The 18,047-nt window shown below is 67.2% G+C and carries 20 protein-coding genes; 12 read left to right on the top strand and 8 right to left on the bottom strand.

The features are described from left to right. Positions 1-4 precede the first annotated feature (4 nt). From ybeY to OZN62_RS13310, 4 genes are all read left to right on the top strand, one after another. On the top strand, positions 5-496 hold the full coding sequence (gene ybeY, locus OZN62_RS13325; RefSeq protein WP_269100379.1) for an rRNA maturation RNase YbeY: 492 nt from the start codon (positions 5-7) through the stop codon (positions 494-496). A gap of 17 nt (positions 497-513) precedes the next feature. Then, entirely contained in the window at positions 514-1,455 is a 942-nt protein-coding gene (locus tag OZN62_RS13320) for a hemolysin family protein (protein ID WP_269100377.1), read from the top strand. 121 nt (positions 1,456-1,576) lie between these two features. Next, the gene (locus OZN62_RS13315; protein WP_269100375.1) at positions 1,577-2,455 is read left to right on the top strand and encodes a LysR family transcriptional regulator; all 879 of its coding nucleotides are present in this window, start codon (positions 1,577-1,579) and stop codon (positions 2,453-2,455) included. Positions 2,456-2,523: 68 nt separating this feature from the next. Then, positions 2,524-3,483, top strand: a complete 960-nt coding sequence (locus tag OZN62_RS13310; protein WP_269100374.1) for an SgcJ/EcaC family oxidoreductase — start codon at positions 2,524-2,526, stop codon at positions 3,481-3,483. Between the two features lie 67 nt (positions 3,484-3,550). Here OZN62_RS13310 and OZN62_RS13305 read toward each other — a convergent pair whose 3' ends face one another. Continuing rightward, the gene (locus OZN62_RS13305) at positions 3,551-4,015 is read right to left on the bottom strand and encodes a peptidylprolyl isomerase (protein ID WP_269100373.1); all 465 of its coding nucleotides are present in this window, start codon (positions 4,013-4,015) and stop codon (positions 3,551-3,553) included. A 101-nt stretch (positions 4,016-4,116) separates the two neighbouring features. On the opposite strand from OZN62_RS13305, the gene mgtE reads away from it, so the two are divergent. Beyond that, the gene (gene mgtE, locus OZN62_RS13300) at positions 4,117-5,535 is read left to right on the top strand and encodes a magnesium transporter (RefSeq protein ID WP_269100372.1); all 1,419 of its coding nucleotides are present in this window, start codon (positions 4,117-4,119) and stop codon (positions 5,533-5,535) included. On the opposite strand, the gene OZN62_RS13295 is transcribed toward mgtE, so the two are convergent. From OZN62_RS13295 to OZN62_RS13285, 3 genes are all read right to left on the bottom strand, one after another. Beyond that, positions 5,532-5,918 carry a PilZ domain-containing protein gene (locus OZN62_RS13295; RefSeq protein ID WP_269100370.1) on the bottom strand — a complete coding sequence of 129 codons (387 nt, stop codon included), beginning with the start codon at positions 5,916-5,918 and terminating at the stop codon, positions 5,532-5,534. The genes mgtE and OZN62_RS13295 overlap by 4 nt on opposite strands. A gap of 100 nt (positions 5,919-6,018) precedes the next feature. After that, a complete protein-coding gene (locus OZN62_RS13290; RefSeq protein WP_269100368.1) occupies positions 6,019-6,387 on the bottom strand; it encodes a hypothetical protein in 369 nt (122 codons plus the stop codon). A gap of 36 nt (positions 6,388-6,423) precedes the next feature. Next, positions 6,424-7,350, bottom strand: coding sequence for a cyclase family protein (locus OZN62_RS13285; protein ID WP_269100365.1), 927 nt, complete (start codon positions 7,348-7,350; stop codon positions 6,424-6,426). A gap of 113 nt (positions 7,351-7,463) precedes the next feature. Here OZN62_RS13285 and OZN62_RS13280 point away from each other — a divergent pair, with 113 nt between their 5' ends. Both OZN62_RS13280 and OZN62_RS13275 read left to right on the top strand, forming a co-directional pair. Further along, positions 7,464-7,853 (top strand): DUF1489 family protein, encoded by a 390-nt coding sequence (locus tag OZN62_RS13280; RefSeq protein WP_269100364.1) that lies wholly within the window; start codon positions 7,464-7,466, stop codon positions 7,851-7,853. Positions 7,854-7,977: 124 nt separating this feature from the next. After that, a complete protein-coding gene (locus tag OZN62_RS13275; RefSeq protein WP_269100362.1) occupies positions 7,978-8,181 on the top strand; it encodes a hypothetical protein in 204 nt (67 codons plus the stop codon). On the opposite strand, the gene OZN62_RS13270 is transcribed toward OZN62_RS13275, so the two are convergent. Genes OZN62_RS13270 through OZN62_RS13260 form a run of 3 tightly spaced genes read right to left on the bottom strand, consistent with a single transcriptional unit; the run spans position 8,178 to position 11,067 of the window. Beyond that, positions 8,178-8,858 (bottom strand): DsbA family oxidoreductase, encoded by a 681-nt coding sequence (locus tag OZN62_RS13270; protein ID WP_269100361.1) that lies wholly within the window; start codon positions 8,856-8,858, stop codon positions 8,178-8,180. The genes OZN62_RS13275 and OZN62_RS13270 overlap by 4 nt on opposite strands. After that, positions 8,855-9,733 carry an NAD(+) diphosphatase gene (gene nudC / locus OZN62_RS13265; RefSeq protein WP_269100359.1) on the bottom strand — a complete coding sequence of 293 codons (879 nt, stop codon included), beginning with the start codon at positions 9,731-9,733 and terminating at the stop codon, positions 8,855-8,857. The genes OZN62_RS13270 and nudC overlap by 4 nt, the downstream gene beginning before the upstream one ends. Continuing rightward, positions 9,733-11,067, bottom strand: a complete 1,335-nt coding sequence (locus OZN62_RS13260; RefSeq protein ID WP_269100357.1) for a serine hydrolase domain-containing protein — start codon at positions 11,065-11,067, stop codon at positions 9,733-9,735. Before OZN62_RS13260 ends, nudC begins: the two co-directional genes overlap by 1 nt. 105 nt (positions 11,068-11,172) lie before the next feature. Between OZN62_RS13260 and OZN62_RS13255 the strand changes: the two genes are divergently transcribed. After that, a complete protein-coding gene (locus tag OZN62_RS13255) occupies positions 11,173-11,394 on the top strand; it encodes a hypothetical protein (protein ID WP_269100355.1) in 222 nt (73 codons plus the stop codon). Here OZN62_RS13255 and mutY read toward each other — a convergent pair. Next, positions 11,391-12,434, bottom strand: coding sequence for an A/G-specific adenine glycosylase (gene mutY, locus OZN62_RS13250; RefSeq protein ID WP_269100352.1), 1,044 nt, complete (start codon positions 12,432-12,434; stop codon positions 11,391-11,393). The genes OZN62_RS13255 and mutY overlap by 4 nt on opposite strands. 14 nt (positions 12,435-12,448) lie before the next feature. Here mutY and OZN62_RS13245 point away from each other — a divergent pair, with 14 nt between their 5' ends. The 4 genes from OZN62_RS13245 (at position 12,449) to OZN62_RS13230 (ending at position 18,041) form a co-directional block, all read left to right on the top strand. Further along, positions 12,449-13,024, top strand: a complete 576-nt coding sequence (locus tag OZN62_RS13245; RefSeq protein ID WP_269100350.1) for a DUF721 domain-containing protein — start codon at positions 12,449-12,451, stop codon at positions 13,022-13,024. Next, positions 13,021-13,725 carry a DsbA family protein gene (locus OZN62_RS13240; protein WP_269100348.1) on the top strand — a complete coding sequence of 235 codons (705 nt, stop codon included), beginning with the start codon at positions 13,021-13,023 and terminating at the stop codon, positions 13,723-13,725. The genes OZN62_RS13245 and OZN62_RS13240 overlap by 4 nt, the downstream gene beginning before the upstream one ends. 115 nt (positions 13,726-13,840) lie before the next feature. Beyond that, positions 13,841-14,599, top strand: a complete 759-nt coding sequence (locus OZN62_RS13235; RefSeq protein ID WP_269100347.1) for a thioredoxin domain-containing protein — start codon at positions 13,841-13,843, stop codon at positions 14,597-14,599. 19 nt (positions 14,600-14,618) lie between these two features. Further along, on the top strand, positions 14,619-18,041 hold the full coding sequence (locus OZN62_RS13230) for a chromosome segregation SMC family protein (protein WP_269100346.1): 3,423 nt from the start codon (positions 14,619-14,621) through the stop codon (positions 18,039-18,041). The last annotated feature ends 6 nt before the right edge of the window (positions 18,042-18,047 follow it).

The raw sequence follows: 18,047 nt of genomic DNA, 5'->3' as shown, positions 1-18,047 counted from the left end.
CGCGATGGAACTGGAAATCGACATCGAAGACTGGCCTGACGGCGAGTGGGAAGCGCTGGCGGCCCGCGCGGCAGAGGCGCTGGCGCAGGTGGCCGAGGAATTGGACCAGCCGCGTCTGGTCACCAGCCTGCTGTTCACCAGCGATGCGCGCATCCATGAACTCAACCGCGAATGGCGCCAGCGCGACAAGCCCACCAACGTGCTCAGCTTCCCCATGCTGGAGCGCGAGGACCTGGTCCATCTCGACCCGGACGGCCCGCCGGAAATGCTGGGCGATATCGCCCTCGCCTACGAGACCTGCGCCCGTGAGGCGGCGGAAAAGGGCGTGCCGCTGGACCACCACGCCAGCCACCTGATCGTGCACGGCCTGCTGCACCTGGCCGGCCACGATCACGAGATTTCCGAGCAAGATGCGGAAGAAATGGAAGCGCTGGAAGTGAAGGCGCTTGCACTTTTGGGCATCGGCAACCCATATACGCCAGATAACGCACCATAGGGGACAGCGACAGGGCGATGCCCGACACAGATAGACCGGAAGACTCCCAACAGGGAGAGGCGGAAAGTACTCACGGCGGCGGATTGTGGAATGCCATTCGCCGCCTGTTCGATGAGCCGGGCGACACCTCCCTGCGCGCGCAGCTGGAAGAGGCGATCGACGAGCACGAGGGCGAGGCCGGCAATGGCAGCGCCAGCGAGCTTGGTTCGGGCGATCTCTCCGCCACCGAACTCACCATGCTGCGCAACCTGCTGCATTTCAGCGAGCACGATGCCGACGACGTGGCGATCCCGCGCAGCGAGATCGTGGCGGTGCCGGCCGATGCCAGCTGGGACGAGCTGGTGGCGCTGTTCGCCGAGCACGGCCACTCGCGCATGCCGGTCTACCGCGACCAGCTGGATAACGTGATCGGCATGATGCACATCAAGGATGTGTTCGCCTATCTCGCCGCCGGCAGGGAAGCCCCGCGCGACTGGACCACGCTGATGCGCCAGCCGCTCTACGTGCCGCAGGCGCGCGGCGCGCTGGACGTGCTGGCCGACATGCGCGCCCGCCGGGTGCACCTGGCCATCGTGGTGGACGAATTCTCCGGTACCGACGGCATCATCACCATCGAGGACCTGGTCGAGGAAATCGTCGGCGAGATCGAGGACGAGCACGACGAGACTCCGGAAGAACAGGTCGTCGCCGTCGACGAGGGCGTGTGGGATGCCGATGCCCGTGCCGAGCTGGACGACGTGGCCAAGGTGGTGGGCGATCCGCAGCTGGCCGAAGTGGAAGAGGCAGTCGACACGCTGGGCGGCCTCGCCTTCGTGCTGGCCGAGGAAGTGCCGCAACCCGGCACCGTGCTGACTCACCCCAGCGGCTGGCAGATCGAAGTGACCGAGGGCGACGAAACCCACGTCACCCGCCTGCGGCTGCACAAGCCCGCCGAGAACGAGCAAGTAGCCGAAGGTTAGGTCACGGAGCGGTCATATTTGCTTCGCGTCGCACAATTTTCTTGTGCAGTGCGGCAAAAAACCTCTGCCTCCTTGGCGATTTGCCCTCGACAGCAGGGAATTTCGCACCGACATTGCCGCCATGCGTCGTCTACCGCCCCTACGTGCGCTCGAAGCCTTCATCCGCGTCGTCCGCCTGGGCTCGGCGCGCGCAGCCGCGCATGAGCTGGGGCTGAGCCCCTCGGCGCTGTCTCGCCGGATCAGCAATCTCGAGACTTTCACCGGACGCAAGCTGTTCTCGCGCTCGGGCCAGACGATGAAGCTGACCGACGAGGGACGGCAGTTCTACGATGCCGTCGCGCCGCATCTCGAATCGCTGGCCGCCGCCGTGGAGTCGCAGTCGGAGAACCTGCAACTGCTGCGCCTGCGCCTTGGCGTCATGCCGCTGTTCGGCACCCAGCGGCTGTTCCCGCGCCTTGGCGAACTGCGCGCTTCGCACCCGCGCCTGCACCTCGACATCGACACCGGACCGCACCTGATCGACCGCGTCGGCGACACGCTGGACGCCGCCATCACGCTGACCGCGAAGCCCGATCCCAGCCTCTATTCGGTGCAGCTGGACCAGAACACGGTCCACGCCATCGCCAATACCCAGCTGGCAGAGGAACTGGGCGACACGCCCGACATCGCCAAGCTGGAGAAGCAGACCTTCCTGCTGCACACCGACATGCCGGGCAGCTTCGATGCCTGGAAGGAAGCGCTGGGCATCCGCAACCTGCAACCGGCCGCCATCGATCACTACGATTCCGGCCAGCTGATCCTGGAAGCGGCGGCGCAGGGCATGGGCATCGCCATGATGCATGACGACCACCTGGCGCGGAACAAGGATCCCCGCCTCGCCAAGCTCTACGACGTGAAGGTGGAAAGCCCCTATTCCTACTGGTTCATCTGTCGTCCAGCAGACCTGGAGGCGCGACCGGTGCGAATTTTCCACGATTGGCTGGTCAACGCAGGCTTGTAGCGACACCCCCTAGCAAGGCCGGCCGAAATCGGGCAAAGTCGGGCAAAGTCAATGAGAGGGATTGCCTGATGAAACTCTGGACCAGCCTGCTTGCCGCCACGGCACTTGCCGCAACCGCCACGCCCGCTGCCGCGCAGATGCGCGCGCTCAGCGATCCGGTGGTGCCGCATCCGGACCCGGAAAGCCTGTTTACCAGCGACGACCCGGTACTCCACCGCAACAAGCAGGCGGCGCTGCGCATCCAGCGCGACCTGCTCAAGTGCGGCCACTGGGCGGACGCCGGCAACTGGCTGACCGACCGCTACATCCAGCACAACCCGGTCGCCGCATCGGGGCTGGAAGGGGTGATCTACTACTTCACCCAGATCGCCAACGTGCAGCCGCTCGATCCCTGCCCGGCGCTGTCGGCAGACGATCCGAACGGCGTGGTCGCGGTGATGGCGGAAGACGACTACGTGACCATCCTCACCCGCCGGATCGTCCCCTATGCCGACGATCCGACGCAGACCTACACCACGACCTGGTTCGACACCTGGCGCTTCGTCGACGGCAAGGCCGACGAGCACTGGGACCCGGCCACTTTGCCCACCGGCGGCCCGCCGGCTGCGCTCGACGTCAACCAGGTGCTGCAGCAGGCGCAGGACCGCGCGCTGATCGAGGACCTGATGTGGCGCTATGTCCGCGCCATCGATAGCTGGAATCCCGATGCCTATGCCGCCGTGTTCACGGAGGACGGCTCGTTCCTCGGCACGCAGGGCCGCGACAACCTGCGGCAGATGGTGGTGGACCTCGGTGCCAACCGTAACGAGGACTCGCCGACGCTCTACCACGTCATGTCGAACCAGAATATTTCCTTCCTCTCGCCCAGCGTGGCGGTGGTGAACTATTACTGGCAGACGGTCACCGGCGGCTCGCCGGGCGCGGAAACGCCGCAGCTTTTGGCGCAGGGCCGCGGCCGCGACGTGGTGGTGAAGCAGGACGGCCAGTGGCTGATCCGCAGCCGCGACGTGACGCCGCAAGGAGAGTAATCCCGCCGCACCGGCACAAAAAAAGGGGGCCGCATGGCCCCCTTTTCGTATGCGGTTGGCAATCGCCTCAGGCGACGGTCGCCTTGACGATCTTGCCCGGCTCGCGCGGCGGCTCGCCGGTGGGCAGTGCGTCGATATGCTCCATGCCGCTCTCGACCTCGCCCCAGACGGTGTACTGGTTGTCGAGGAAACGCGCGTCGTCGAAGCAGATGAAAAACTGCGAGTTGGCGCTGTTCGGGTCCATGGTGCGGGCCATGGAGCAGACGCCGCGCACGTGCGGTTCGTTGCTGAATTCCTGCTTCAGGTCGGGCTTGTCCGAACCGCTCATGCCGGTGCCGGTGGGGTCGCCACCCTGCGCCATGAAGCCGGGGATCACGCGGTGGAACACCACGCCATCGTAGAAGCCTTCCTTCGCCAGCTCGGTGATGCGGGCCACGTGGTTGGGGGCCAGGTCGTCGCGCAGCTTGATCACGACATCGCCACCCTTGCCGTCACCGCAATCGAGGGTGAAGGTCAGTTTCTCGTCAGCCATTGAATAGTCTCCTTGGAAGTTTGGCTGCGGGTTAGAGGATCGGGGGGCATAAGTCACCCGCTGCCTTGCTTTTGCCACGCATCTGCATAGACCCGCGAGTGATGGCCGATACCGATCTCCACGAACGCGACGCCGCGGCACCCCTGCAGGGTGAGGGCGAGCAGTTCGACGAGGAGAACCGGCTGAAGCCCGAATTCGTCGAACAGGTGCGCGACGCGCTGTATGACGAGATCGAGGACAGCGTCTACGACCTGGTCGAACCGCTGCACCCCGCCGACATCGCCGACCTGTTCGAGCTGCTCGACCGGCGCGAGCGCGCCGACCTGGCTGCCGCCATTACCGACCTGATGAGCAGCGAGGTGGTGGCCGAGCTGAACGACTATGTGCGCGAGGACATGGTCGAGGCGCTGCCGCCCGAGGCCGTGGCCGAGATCGTCGGCCAGCTGGATACCGACGACGCCGTCCAGCTGATCGAGGACCTCGACGAGCCGGACCAGCGGGCCATCCTGGCCGAGGTGGAGGCGGAAGACCGCGCCGTCATCGAGACCGCGCTGGCCTATCCGGAAGAGACTGCCGGCCGCCTGATGCAGCGCGAGCTGGTGGCCGTGCCCGAAAGCATGACGGTGGGCGACCTGATCGACTACCTGCGCCGCGAGGACCAGCTGACCACCGAGTTCTGGGAAGTCTTCGTGGTCGACCACCGCTTCCACCCGGTCGGCACCTGCCAGCTATCGTGGATCCTGCGTACCCCGCGCGACGTGGCGCTGACCGACGTGATGAAGCGCGACCAGACGCTGATCCCGGTCGACATGGATCAGGAAGAGGTGGCGCTGCGGTTCCAGAAATACGCGCTGATCTCCGCCGCCGTGGTGGACGAGAGCGGGCGGCTGGTGGGCCAGCTGACGGTCGACGACATCGTTCACATCATCTCCGAAGAGGCGGGCGAGGACGCCCTGCTGATGAGCGGTGCTGGTGAAGGCGACATCAACGAGCCGCTGCGCGATGCCTATTCCAGCCGCGTGCGCTGGCTGGTCGCCAACCTCGGCACGGCCGTGGTGGCGAGCACGATCATCGCCTTCTTCGGCGCCGCGATCGAGAAGCTGGTGGCGCTGGCCGTGCTGATGCCGATCGTCGCCAGCATCGGCGGCAATGCGGGCACGCAGACCATGGCCGTGACCGTGCGCGCCATCGCCATGAACCAGCTGACCCGGTCCAACACCAGGCGGCTGGTGCTGCGCGAACTGAAGGTAGCGCTGATGAACGGTGCGACCATCGCCGTGCTGATCGGCCTCGCCACGGCGGCCATCTTCACCTGGCAACTGGGCGCGGTGATCGCGGCGGCCATGGTGATCAACATCATCGTCTCGGGCATGGCCGGCGTGCTGGTGCCAGTGGCCTTCGAACGGCTGGACCAGGACCCCGCCGTTGCTTCCAGCGTATTCGTGACGATGATCACCGATTCAATGGGCTTCCTGGCCTTCCTTGGCCTAGCCGTGGCCAGCGGACTGGTCGGCGTCTAATCCGCCAAATTGCCGCCCCAGTGATCCAAGGCGCGCAAGTCGTCCGGGCTGAGTCCGAGTCGGGCTGCCTTCCTGTCGGCCGTGCGGAACATCTCGACGGTCGCCGGGTCCAGCGCCTTGTCGAATTCGATGCCGCAAGAACCCTGGCGAGCCCAGGCGACCGTGCCAAAGACAGTCGAGCCGCGAACCTGCAACTGCACGAAACTGCCAAGGGCCGGCACTCTCTCGGATATGACCTGCGCACCGGTGGCCGAGACATCGGTGAGGTCGACCGGGTGGCGGTGGACGGAAGTGTGCAGGTTTGCCGGCAAGGCGACGTCGGCCCGCTCGCACGCGCGCTGGTTTCCGCTCCTGCCAATCCTCTTGCGACCAAAGCCGCTCATCTTGCACTCCCCAATGGAAGCGGCCAGCCTGGCGGCAAAGGGTGAAAACAAGGTTTTCGCAGGTTCATTGCCAGCACCCGCCTACGGCAGGCGCCAACCGCTAGCCTTCGATGGGCGTGACGCGATAGGACTGGCTGCCGTCGGTGCGGGTGGAGAGGAAACCGCCGTCAGCATCGGCCGGACCGTTGGTCCAGCAGCGTTCCTGCTGGTCCTCACCGTCACCTTCCGGATCGAAGCACATGGTTTCGCCATCGGTGCGCCAGGTGCCGCCGCCGACCGGCGTATCGCCATCGAGATCGACATAGGTGCCGTCGGCGTTGAGCCGGGTGCGACCATACTCGGTCGTCTCGTCGCCCACGGCGTAGAGGCCCGGCCCGATCACGACGCCAGCCTCTTCGGCCGGCACTTCGGTTGCTTCCGCAGCCGCCTCGTCAGGCTGCTCCGCACAGGCGGCCAGAGACAAGCTCACCGCTGCAATTGCCAGACACCTCATTCGCCTGTCTCCTTACCGGATCGCCACCGGATTGATGATTGCCTGCACACTGCCCTGCATCCGCGGTGCGCCGAGCACGAAGAAGAACTCGTGCACGCCGTCCGCAGCCAGTTCGCGCGTATCGACCGTTTCAAGGATGTAGACGCCGTATTCGGCGATCAGCGTGGCGTGGACGGGCAGGAACACGCCGTCGGGATCAGGCGCGTTGCTTTCACCCGAGGCACTGTCCGAGCCGACGGCGACCACGCCCTGCTCCGCCAGCCAGCGCGCGGCATCGCCGTTGATGCCCGGGGCCTGGCTGACGAACAACTCGGCCTCGTCGATGCGGTTGAGCCAGCCCGTATGGATCAGCACCACGTCGCCCGCCTGGATGGTCACGCCCTGCGCCTCTGCCGCGGCCTGCACGTCGGCGGCGTCGAAGCTGTCGAGCGGCTCGTTCACCTCCACCCCGCGATAGGCCGCCATGTCGATCATCACCCCGCGCGTGGCGATTGCCGGGATGTTCTCCGCGCCATAGCGGATCAGCCCGTCGGGACGCACGATCTCGTCGCGCGGCACGCCGTTGTAGTGCACCCCGTCGATGCCGATGTGGCCCAGCCCGTCAATCTGCGTGCCGATGCCGAGGTGGGTGGTCACGCGGTCGTCGTTGCCGGTCACCTTGTTGGGGCCGAAAGTGCCAAGGTCGATGATTTCCATGGCGTAGCTGCGATCGCCGAAGGCCGGTGTGTCCGGCCCGCTAACCACGCCCAGCCGATAGACCTTGCCCTCGGTCACCAGGCCCGCGGCATCGCGCACCATGCCGGTGGTAAGGCCCGTCAGCGCGCCGGCATCGGGATCGCTGTAAAGCTGTTCCTCGGCATCGCCCGCGCCGGCGTCTTCATCACCCTGCTGCGTGCATGCGGCCAAGGCCAGTGCGGCAACTGCCACCAGATAACGCATGGAAAATCTCCCCTTCCCTGTTTCCCGCAGACTGCGCCGGGGAGGCTGCTCGCGCAATAGTTGAGTTCGGAAATCGGGGTTGAGCGCGGAATTCAGTCGCCTATCTAGATCCCATGCCGCTCAACCTCACCAAGATCGCCTTCGGCGCGAAGAGCTTTGCCGACATCGAGGAGTGGTACGCCAACCGGAAGAGTTTCAAGGTCAACACCCGCTATCGCCCCACCCGCTGGGAGGAGACGATCGGCGGTTCGCTATTCTGGATCCACGAGCACAACATCGTCGCCCGCTCGAAAATCCTCGGCTACTCGCAGCAGGACAACGGCCGCTGGTGGATCGAGATCGAACCGCGGCTGGTCCGCGTCATGCCGCGCCCCAAGCGCGCCCACCAGGGCTGGCGTTACCTCAAGGGAGAGCCGCCGCGCGACCTCGTCGATGGCGAGGAAATCGGCGACGTGATCCCCGGCCGGCTGGCCGGCAAGCTGCAGCGACTTGGCCTGATCTAATGCGCTACCGCTACGCTGCTTGAGCGCGGCCTGATTTGAGACACTGCCAACTCGTTGCTGGCGGTTCAGGCGCCGGGAACAATATTGCTGCTGCCTCGCTAGACCTGTAGATGAGTCGACAACGATGACCGAATCCCGCCTGATCAAGCCCAACCAGGAGTTGCTGGCCCGCCTGCACGCAGCCTGCCGGCCTGCGAGTGAACGCAGCGCCATCAGCCTGCGCGCCGGCAAGCCGGGGGAGCTCGACCACGTGCTCGAAACGCCCGAAAACGTCGCGCGAGAGGAACAGGCTCCGCGCAAGGGCGACTATCGCCCCGAAGAGGCCTAGGCCGCCGCTTCCATATTGGCGATCTGCAACAGCGCGCGGGCGAAGTTCTCCGGCTCCTGCGCGCCCTGCAATCCATACTTGTGATTGATGACGAAGGTGGGGACGGCAGCGACGCCGCCTTCGCGCCCGCGCTGTTCTTCCGCGCGCACGGCGATCTCCAGCGCCTCGTCATCGAGCGCGGCCTTCGCCGCTTCGGCATCCAGCCCGACATCGGCGCAGAGGCTCACCAGCACATCGCGGTCCGCCATGTTGCGACGCTGCTGGAAGTGCGCGGCGAACATGGCTTCCTTCAGCTTGGTCTGTTCGGCCGGGCCATAAGTGGCCAGCGCCCAGCGCAGAAGCTTGTGCGCGTCGAAAGTGTTCCACATCATTGCGGGCGGGGCTTCACCCTCGCCGCGCCAGTCGATGGGAAAGCCCACCCGCTCCGCCGCGCCCGCCAGTTCGGCGCGCATCGCCTCGATCTCTTCCTCGCTGCGGTTGTAGGTCTTCGCGAGGTGCTCTGCCTGCAGGCGGCCTTCGGGCGGCATGTCGGGATTGAGTTCGAACGGCATCCAGCGGATCGAGACCTCGACGTCGTCCTTGGCCAGTTCCACCCCGGCGAGGAAGCTGCGGTAGCCGACGAGGCACCACGGACACATCACGTCCGACCAGATATCGACCACCATCGGCGTGCTCACGACGTTCTCTCCAGCCACCAGTGCAACATGTAGTGGGCGATAGCCGAAGGCGGCGGTGGAATGAAGCTTTGCGACTCCCGTCCCCTGGCCATGGCCTCGGCCACTTCGTCGCGGCTGAACCAGCGCGCGTCTTCCAGTTCGGTATAGTCCACCGCCAGCTCACGGCTGTTGGCGTGGCCGTGACAGCCGATCATCAGTTGCGAGGGGAACGGCCAGGGCTGGCTGGCGAGGTAACTGACGTCGCGCACGGTGACGCCCGCTTCCTCCAGCACCTCGCGGCTGACCGCTTCCTCGATGCTCTCGCCGGGTTCGATGAAGCCCGCCAGCGCCGAGTAGCTGCCCGCCGGATAGCGCGCATTGCGGCCCAGCAGCAGGTCGCCGTCGTGCTCCACCAGCATGATCGATACGGGATCGGTGCGCGGGAAATGCTGCGCCTCGCAAGCCGGACAATCGCGTTGCCAGCCGCCCTTGGCGATCTGCGTCGGCTGCCCGCAATTGGCACAGAAGCGGTGCCGGGCGTGCCAGTCGATCAGGCTGCGCGCCCCGCCGAACAGGGCGAGGTCCGGCCCGCTGAGGCGAGACAGGGCGAGGATGTTGATGCGCTGCTCATAGGCCGGGCGCCCATCACCCTTGCCGGCAACGCGGGCGAACACGGGCGCCTCGTCGCGCAGCCCCATGAACACCAGCTCGGCATCGTCGGGCAGGTCGGCCATGCCCGATAGCACCAGCGTGTCGTCCTCGATCTTTGGGGTCAGCCCGTCGAGCGCCACCAGCAACGCGTCGTCGCGCTGGCGCAGTTCGGCCAGCTTGGCCGGATCGACGCGGAAATGGTCCGCACGGTCAAGCCCGTGCCCGGTGAACGCTAGCGGCCGCATTACCCTGCCAGCAGGCGCGCAGCGTCGGCGGCCACCAGCAGTGGGAATTGCGTCTGCACGTCGAGCGTTTCGGCGGGCATGTACTGGGTCATCAGGTTGTGCCGCAGGCCGTACTTCAGGTTGACGAGGCCAGCGGTGCCGGCCGCGCCGAACCAGCCGAACAGGCCCTGTGCATCGCCCGTGCCGACCAGGCCGCCGGCACCGTAGCCGAAGGATCGGCCACCCGTGCTGAACCCGCCGTTGGAGGCCAGCGTATCCGGAAAGAGGTTGGAGGTAGCCAGCCGCACCGCCGGTTCGCTGGCGACGCGGGTACCGTCGATCTCGCCCCAGCCCGCCAGCATGGTCAGGAAGCGGTCGTAGTCGCGCGGGGTGGAGACGAGCCCTGCCCCGCCGAAGGGGAAGGCCGGCTGCTGGAGGTAGACCGAGCTGTTCGGGAGGTCGAGCGGGACGGGGAATCCGCCCAGTAGGAAATAGTTGCCCGTGAAGCGGCCCACGTCCTCGCGCGCGACGCGGAAGCCGGTGGAGGTCATGCCACACGGCGCGAAGATGCGCTGTTCGAGGAAGCTGTCGAACGCCTGCCCGGTTGCCAGCTCGATGACGTGGCCCAGCAGGTCCAGGCTGACCGAATAGCTCCAGCGCGTGCCCGGCTGGTACACCAGCGGCATGCGCGACAGCCCCTCGGCGAACTGCGCCAAGCTGCGCACCGGCGTGCCACCGAAGATCTCGCGCGCGATGGGCAGGTTGCTGATCTGGCCCGGCACCAGGCCATTGGCGATGTAGGCCTCGCGGATCGGACCTTCCTGGATGATCGAATAGCCTAGGCCCGCCGTATGCGTCAGCAGGTGGCGCACGGTGATCGGGCGGACGGCCGGCTCCAGGTTGTCGCGCGTGATCGGCCCGTCATAGGTCTTCTGCACCATCATGTTGGCGAAGCCGGGGATGAAATCCGCGATCGGCTGGTCGAGCGACAGCAGCCCCTCGTCGATGCACATGACTGCGGCGAGGCCGGTGATCGGCTTGGTCATCGAATAGATGCGGAACAAGGTGTCCGGCCCGACCGTGCCATTGCCGCCGAACGTGCGCGTGCCCGCAGCGATGGTGTCGGCAGACCCCTGCCCGAAGCCGAGCGTGGCGACCATGCAGGCCACCCGTTCCTGCGCCACGTGATTGCGCACGAACTGCGATACGCCGGGCCAGCGGGTGCCGGCGGCGTCCTGCGCCCAGGCGGCAGAGGCGAAGGGCAGGCTGGATGCGGCCAGGCCCGCGCCCAGCATGGCGGAGCCGCGCAATACGGTGCGACGGTTCATGGAAGCGGAAATCTGGAAATCACGCATTGGGGGGAGGCATCCTTCGGGTCTCGTGCGTTGGCGCAAGTCTTAAGCAGCGAATTTCGCTGCGACAAGCTTGCAGGACGCCACTGTATTGCTTATGTATAACACATGCTGAACATCATCTCGATCCTCATCGGCCTGCTTTCGCTGGTCATCGTCATCCCGGCGCAGATCCCGCTGCTCGGCTGGGCGAACTGGATTGCCCTGCCCTTCGTGGCGGTGGGCATCATCATCGGGCAGATTTCCAGCAGCAACGGCGGACGCAACTTCTGCCTCGTCGTGCTGCTGATCGCTGCGGTGCGCCTGATGCTGGGCGGCGGCGTCTTCTAGCCCCGACCGGCAAGCACCAGCCGCGCTGCCTTCGCGAACAGCGTTGGCAGCCCGGCGTCCTCGATCGCCTCGACCGGCCACCATTCGCCTTCGCCCGCGGGCGACGGCTCGTCTCCCGCATGGATCGCCACACCCAGTTCGAGGTCGAAATGGGTGAAAGAATGGCGCACCACGCCGCCGCCTTTCCATGCCCCTGAGACGGGCGCTTCGTCGTCACCGTCGCCGCGCGCAGACCAGCCGTCGTCGGGCAGCGCGCGCATGCCGCCCAGCATGCCCTTGCCCGGACGCGTCACCAGCCACACCTGTTCCTCGCGCTCGATCCAGAAGGCCGTGCCCGTGCGGCTGGGCTTGGGCTTCTTCTTCGGCTTTACCGGCAGCTCCAGCGGATTGCCCTCGGCGCGCGCGCGGCAGTCGGCCGAAAGCGGGCACAGCAGGCACTTGGCATCGCGCGCCGTGCAGATAGTGGCGCCGAGGTCCATCATCGCCTGCGCAAAGTCGCCCGCGCGCTCTTCCGGAGTGATCTCGTCCGCGGCCGCGCGGATGGCCTTGCGCGAACCCGGCAGCGGCTCGCGAATGGCGAACAGGCGCGCAACCACCCGCTCGACATTGGCATCCACCACCACGGCACGCTCGCCAAAGGCAATGGCGGCGACGGCGGCGGCGGTATAGTCGCCCAGCCCCGGCAGCTTGCGCAGCTCAGCCTCGGTAGCGGGAAATCCGCCCATGGCTGCCACTTCCCTGGCGCATTTCACCAGGTTGCGGGCGCGTGAGTAGTACCCCAGCCCCGCCCATGCGGCCATGACCTCTTCCTCCGGCGCGGCGGCCAAGGCCTCCACGGTCGGCCAGGTTTCGGTGAACTTCGCGAAATAAGGCGCGACCGCCGCGACAGTGGTCTGCTGCAGCATCACTTCGGACAGCCACACGCGATAAGGATCGGGCGACGGCACCCCGGGCGCCGCGCGCCACGGCAGCTCGCGCGCGTGGCGATCGTACCAGTCGAGCAGTTTCGCGGAAATCGTATCGGTGGCGGTGGCGGACACAGCCGCCCTATGGCATGGGTAGCGGCCTCATGGAACGCAGCGATCCACCGAAGCCGGGGAAGACCGGGACGAAGCGCCCGTCAAAGGCGGCCAAGCCCTATGAGCGCCCGCGCGGCGGACCGGCCAAGCCGGTATCCGAGCTGGTGCCGCAAATCGGGCGCGCCGCCTTTCGCCGTTTCGGATTCGTGCAGAGCTCCGTGGTCACCCGCTGGCCGGAAATCGTCGGCGAACACCACGCCAAGGTCTGCGCCCCCGAAAGCATCCGCTTCCCGCCCGGGGAGAAGAGCGACGGCATCCTGCAACTGGTGGTGCTGCCTGCCCATGCCCCGCTGATCCAGCACGTGATCCCGGAAATCATGGAGCGGGTGAACCGCTTTTTCGGCTACCGCGCCGTGGCCAAGGTGAAGATGCGGCAAGGTGCGGTTAAGCCGCCAGCTGCACAAGGGAAGCGCACGGCCCCGCCCTCGCTCAAGCCGATCCCGATGGAACTGGGTGACAGCTTGCGCGATATCGGCGATCCCGAACTGCGCGCCGTGCTGGAATCGCTCGCGCGTTCTGTCGCGCAACAGGAAGAGGACGAAACCAAATGAAGCGCTGGGCACTCGCCGGCATCGCACTCATCGTCGCCCCGGCCGCCATGGTCGCGGCGCAGGACTGGAACCTGACCTACGCCCAGACCGAGCGCGGCCACCGCGTCGGCAATCCCGAGGCGGAGCTGCAGCTGGTCGAATTCGTCAGCTACACCTGCCCCCATTGCGCCACGTTCGCAGCGCAGTCCGATGCGCCGATGCGGGCGCTCTACCTGCACGAGGGCCGCGCGGTCGTGGAAGTGCGATCCTACATCCGCAACCCGGTGGACCTTGCCGCTTCGCTGGTGGCCGAATGCGGCGAGCCGGACGACTTTTTCGGCAACCACCGCGCGCTGATGCTGTCGCACAATCGCTGGATGGAAACCGCCCGCCAGGCCACGCAGGCGCAGATGCAGCGCTGGTCCACCGGTGCCATCGGCGCCCGCATGCGCGCGATCGGCGACGATCTCGGCTTCCACGAACTGATGGAGCCGCGCGGCCTGTCACGCGTGCAGGTCGACCAGTGCCTGTCCGACGAAGCCAAGGCGCTGGAAATCGTCGAGGCGCACGAAGCCAACAATGCCGATTTCGACATTCCAGGCACCCCCAGCTTCGCCCTGAACGGGCAGTTGCTGCCGGGGATTCACAGCTGGGGCCAGTTGCAGCAGGTGCTCGACAACCCCGCCGTGCTTGAAACCACGGTTGAATCTGACGCCGAATAGGGGAAAAGCCTGTGCAAAAGCGGCCTTTCGGGTCGTCACGCGCTTTTCAAAGCCAACCATCCCCGGTCTAACTTGGGCGTTCGCCCGGTTGCCGGTCAAACTTACGGGAAGACACATGACCAATTTGCGCCGTATCGCTTACGCCACCCTCGCCGCCCCGTTGGCGCTGGGCCTTGCTGCATGCTCCGATTCCGATGGCGAGATCGAGGCCGCAGAAGCCTATGAAGCGGTGGCAGCACCCGATGGCCAGGCCTGGACCGACATTGTCACGGTGACCGAGGCCGACGGCTACCAGCTGGGCAACCCCGATGCGCCGATCAAGCTGATCGAATACGGCTCGCTCACCTGCGGTGCCTGCGCCAATTTCGCCCAGACGGGCGCAGATCCGCTGGTGGAAGACTATGTCGCCACCGGCGTCGTTTCGTTCGAACTGCGCAACCAGGTACACAACGCCTTCGACCTGACGCTGGCCCGGCTGGCCCGCTGCTCGGCACCGGAAAGCTTCCACCCGCTGGCGCACCAGGTGTGGACCAACTTCAACCAGGTGATGGGCGGCGTGCAGGAAGGCCAGGGCGCGCTGGCCAATGTCGGCTCGCTGCCGGAAGACCAGCGTTTCATCGCCATCGCCGAAGCCGCCGGCTTCCTCGATTTCTTCGCCGCGCGCGGTGTCAGCCGCGATCAGGCCCGTGCCTGCCTGGCCGATTCCGAAGCGGTGATGGCCATCGGCGAGCGTTCGACCGAACAGTCCGACGAACTGGGCATCGATTCCACCCCCACCTTCATCCTCAACGGCCGCGTCCTCGAAGAACGCAGCTGGGAGGAGCTGGAGGCCGTGCTGCAGCGCGCCGGCGCGCGCCCGGCGGCAGAGAGCTGAGGGGTAACGGCGGGCGCCTATGGAGTTTCGCAAGCTAAGGCTGAGCGGCTTCAAGAGCTTCGTCGAGCCCGCCGAACTGCGCATCGAACCGGGGCTGACGGGCGTCGTCGGCCCCAACGGTTGCGGCAAGTCCAACCTGCTGGAAGCGATCCGCTGGGTGATGGGCGAGAACTCGCCCAAATCCATGCGCTCGGGCGGGATGGAGGATGTCATCTTCGCCGGCACGGCCAGCCGTCCGCCGCGCGACTTCGCCGAGGTGCAGCTCCACGCCGTCGATGACGACGGCGAACCGCTGGACGTCACCCGCCGGATCGAGCGCGGCGCGGGCAGCGCCTATCGCCTGAACGGCGATGACGTGCGCGCCAAGGACGTGTCGCTGATCTTCGCCGACGCCGCCACCGGCGCGCACAGCCCGGCGCTGGTGAGCCAGGGCAAGATCGCCCAGGTGATCGCGGCCAAGCCGGTCGAACGGCGCATGATGCTGGAAGAGGCGGCGGGTATCGCCGGCCTGCACGTGCGCCGCCGCGATGCCGAGAGCAAGCTGCGCAGCACCGAGAAGAACCTCGAACGTCTCGAGGACCTGATGGCGGGGCTGGACTCGCAGATTGCCTCGCTGCGGCGGCAGGCCAAGCAGGCCGAACGCTACAAGAAGCTGTCCGAGGAAATCCGCGTAGCCGAGGCGCGGCTGCTCTTCGCCCGCTGGCGTGACGCCGCAGCCGCGGCGGAGGCTGCGCGCGAACAGGCGCACGGGGCCGAAGCCAAGGTGGCGCAGGCGCAGGAAGCCGCCAAGGCGGCGGAGAAGGAACAGCGCGAACTCGCCGAAACGCTGACCGAATTGCGCGACGAACTGGCCGATCGGCGCGACGATGCCAGTGCCCATGGCCACCGCATGGCCGCGCTCGCCAGCCAGCTGGAAGCGGCGGAACAGCGGTTGCGGGATCTCGACCGGCAGAAGCAGCGACTGGAAGAAGACCGCGTCGATGCCGACCGCATGACGCGCGACGCGGCAAATGCGCTGAAGGAACTCGAGGCCGCGCTGGATGCCGGCGCCCGCCAGCTGGTGGCGGACGAGGCCAAGCGGCCCGATCTCGAAAAGGTGGTCGAAGCCGCAGAGCGCGCCAGCCGCGCAGCCGAACTGGCGCTGGCCAATGCCACGGCGGACCATGCCGGCGTCGAAGCCGAATGGCGCGTGGCCGAGGCGGAGATCGCCCAAGCCAGGTCGCGCATCGAGCGGCTGGAAAACGAGGCGCGGCGGCTGGAGGACCAGCGCAAGGCCCTGCTTGGCGAGAGCGACCCCGAAGAGGACGTCGCCGAGGCGCAGAAGGCGGTCGAGGCCGCGCAGGCCGAGGTCACCCGCCTGCGCGAGGCACTGGAAAACGCCCGCGCGCAGAAGGACGAACTGGCCGGTGCGCGGGACGAGGCTGCTTCCACCCTCTCTACCGCCAAGGCCGAACTGGCCGGTGTCGAACGCGAATGGCAGGCGCTGAAGCGCGACCGCGAGGCACGCGAGCGGCAGAAGAAGGGCGGCCACGGCATGCCCGCCGCGCTCGACCGCGTGGCAGCCGAACCCGGCTACGAACGCGCTCTCGCCGCCGTGCTGGGCCGCGATGCCAAGTCGCCGCTCGGCTCCCCCGAAGGCAAGGCGGAGGGGCGGTTCTGGACCGGCTCCAAGGCCCCTGCCGCCGTGGCCGACAGCCTCGCCAGCCACTTGCGCGATTGCCCGGCGGAACTCGCCGCACGCCTGGCCCTGGTGCACGTCACCGAGGAAGACGACGGGCGTGACCTGAACCCCGGCGAATGGTTGGTGACGAGGGACGGCTTCCTGCGCCGCTGGGACGGTTTCGTCGCCCGCGGCGAAGGCGCTGCCGAGGCCGCGCGGCTGGAGGCGGACAACCGCTTCGCCGAACTGGAAGGCCGGCTGCCCGCGCTGCGCGAAGCCGCCGAGCAGGCCGAAAGCGCCGAGACCGAAGCCAGGGAGACCCTGAGCGCGCTGCAACGCGACCTCGTGGCGCAGGAGCGCGCCATTGCCGAGGCGCAGGAAGACGAACGCCAGGCCCTGCGCAGGCTCGATCAGGCCGAAGCCCGCCGCGAACGTCTTGCCGCCCGCCGCGAGGAACTGGCCGAGAGCGGCGAGGAACTGGAAGCCCAGCGCCAGCAGGCCGCCGAAGAATTGGCCGCAGCAGAGGCCCGCAAGGCGGAGCTGCCCGATCCCGAAGCGGGCCGTGCCGCGCTGGATGCCGCGCGCGCCAGGAACGAGGCGAGCCGCGAAAGCGCACAGGCCGCCACCGCCTCGCTCGCCGCGCATGACCAGGCACTGGCCGTCGCGCGCGAGCGCGTTGCCACGCAGCGCGCCGACATCAAGGGCTGGGAAGCCCGCGCCGGCGATGCCGCCCAGCGGCTGGCGGGGATGGAAACCCGGTTCGAGGAAATCGAGCAGGAACGCGCCGTCATCGCCGCCAAGCCCGCCGGTCTGATGAAGGAAATCGAAGGCGGCGAAGCCGTGCGCGCGCGGCTGGGCGAGGAACTGGCCAAGGCCGAGGAAGCGGTCGCCGCTGCCGAGGCCAAGGCCCGCGCCGCCGACAACAAGCTGCGCGACCTGAACGAGGCGCTGTCCTCCGCCCGCGAGGCGCGTGCCACGCTGGCCACCCGCGCCGAGAACGAGGAGCAACGCCGCGAGGAAATGGCGCGCGTCTCCGGCGAACGCTTCCAGACACCGCCGCCCTTGCTGTCGCAGAAGTTCGAGTTCGACGAAGCCGGGGTAAAGCAGTCGCAGGTCGAGAGCGAAGAGATGGACCGCCTCGTCGCCAGCCGCGAGCGGATCGGCCCAGTCAACCTCGTCGCCGCCGAAGAACTGGAGCGGATCGAGGCCGAGCACGGCGCCAGCGCCGAGGAACAGGCCGAACTGGCCGAAGCCGTCGCCCGCCTGCGCGGCTCCATCGGCAACCTCAACCGCGAAGGCCGCGAACGCCTGCGCGCCGCGTTCGAGGAAGTGAACGAGCACTTCAAGCGCCTGTTCACCCGCCTGTTCGAAGGCGGCCAGGCGCACCTGGCGCTGGTCGACAGCGACGATCCACTGGAAGCGGGCCTGGAAATCTTCGCCCAGCCGCCGGGCAAGCGCCTGCAGTCGCTCAGCCTGCTGTCAGGCGGCGAACAGGCGCTGACCGCCACCGCGCTGATCTTCGCGCTGTTCCTGACCAATCCGGCGCCGATCTGCGTGCTGGACGAAGTCGACGCGCCGCTGGACGATGCCAATATCGAACGCTTCTGCGACCTGCTGGATTCGATGAACCGCGAGACGAGCACGCGCTACCTGATCGTCACCCACAACGCCGTCACCATGAGCCGTATGCACCGCCTGTTCGGCGTGACCATGGTGGAACGCGGCATTTCGCGCCTCGTCAGCGTGGATCTGGGCGAAGCCGAGGCTTTGGCAGCGGAGTAACGGAGC

Origin of the sequence: Aurantiacibacter sp. MUD11 (genome assembly GCF_026967575.1) — a bacterium.
Classification (GTDB): Bacteria; Pseudomonadota; Alphaproteobacteria; order Sphingomonadales; family Sphingomonadaceae; genus Alteraurantiacibacter.
Note: the sequence above shows the minus strand (reverse complement) of the source record. Positions and strands in the feature narration are given on the sequence as shown.

Coding starts and splice junctions, on each gene's coding strand:
- ybeY (WP_269100379.1), top strand. CDS start 5: ATGGAACTGGAAATCGACATCGAAGACTGGCCTGACGGCGAGTGGGAA.
- OZN62_RS13320 (WP_269100377.1), top strand. CDS start 514: ATGCCCGACACAGATAGACCGGAAGACTCCCAACAGGGAGAGGCGGAA.
- OZN62_RS13315 (WP_269100375.1), top strand. CDS start 1,577: ATGCGTCGTCTACCGCCCCTACGTGCGCTCGAAGCCTTCATCCGCGTC.
- OZN62_RS13310 (WP_269100374.1), top strand. CDS start 2,524: ATGAAACTCTGGACCAGCCTGCTTGCCGCCACGGCACTTGCCGCAACC.
- OZN62_RS13305 (WP_269100373.1), bottom strand. CDS start 4,015: ATGGCTGACGAGAAACTGACCTTCACCCTCGATTGCGGTGACGGCAAG.
- mgtE (WP_269100372.1), top strand. CDS start 4,117: ATGGCCGATACCGATCTCCACGAACGCGACGCCGCGGCACCCCTGCAG.
- OZN62_RS13295 (WP_269100370.1), bottom strand. CDS start 5,918: ATGAGCGGCTTTGGTCGCAAGAGGATTGGCAGGAGCGGAAACCAGCGC.
- OZN62_RS13285 (WP_269100365.1), bottom strand. CDS start 7,350: ATGCGTTATCTGGTGGCAGTTGCCGCACTGGCCTTGGCCGCATGCACG.
- OZN62_RS13280 (WP_269100364.1), top strand. CDS start 7,464: ATGCCGCTCAACCTCACCAAGATCGCCTTCGGCGCGAAGAGCTTTGCC.
- OZN62_RS13275 (WP_269100362.1), top strand. CDS start 7,978: ATGACCGAATCCCGCCTGATCAAGCCCAACCAGGAGTTGCTGGCCCGC.
- nudC (WP_269100359.1), bottom strand. CDS start 9,733: ATGCGGCCGCTAGCGTTCACCGGGCACGGGCTTGACCGTGCGGACCAT.
- OZN62_RS13260 (WP_269100357.1), bottom strand. CDS start 11,067: ATGCGTGATTTCCAGATTTCCGCTTCCATGAACCGTCGCACCGTATTG.
- OZN62_RS13255 (WP_269100355.1), top strand. CDS start 11,173: ATGCTGAACATCATCTCGATCCTCATCGGCCTGCTTTCGCTGGTCATC.
- OZN62_RS13245 (WP_269100350.1), top strand. CDS start 12,449: ATGGGTAGCGGCCTCATGGAACGCAGCGATCCACCGAAGCCGGGGAAG.
- OZN62_RS13240 (WP_269100348.1), top strand. CDS start 13,021: ATGAAGCGCTGGGCACTCGCCGGCATCGCACTCATCGTCGCCCCGGCC.
- OZN62_RS13235 (WP_269100347.1), top strand. CDS start 13,841: ATGACCAATTTGCGCCGTATCGCTTACGCCACCCTCGCCGCCCCGTTG.
- OZN62_RS13230 (WP_269100346.1), top strand. CDS start 14,619: ATGGAGTTTCGCAAGCTAAGGCTGAGCGGCTTCAAGAGCTTCGTCGAG.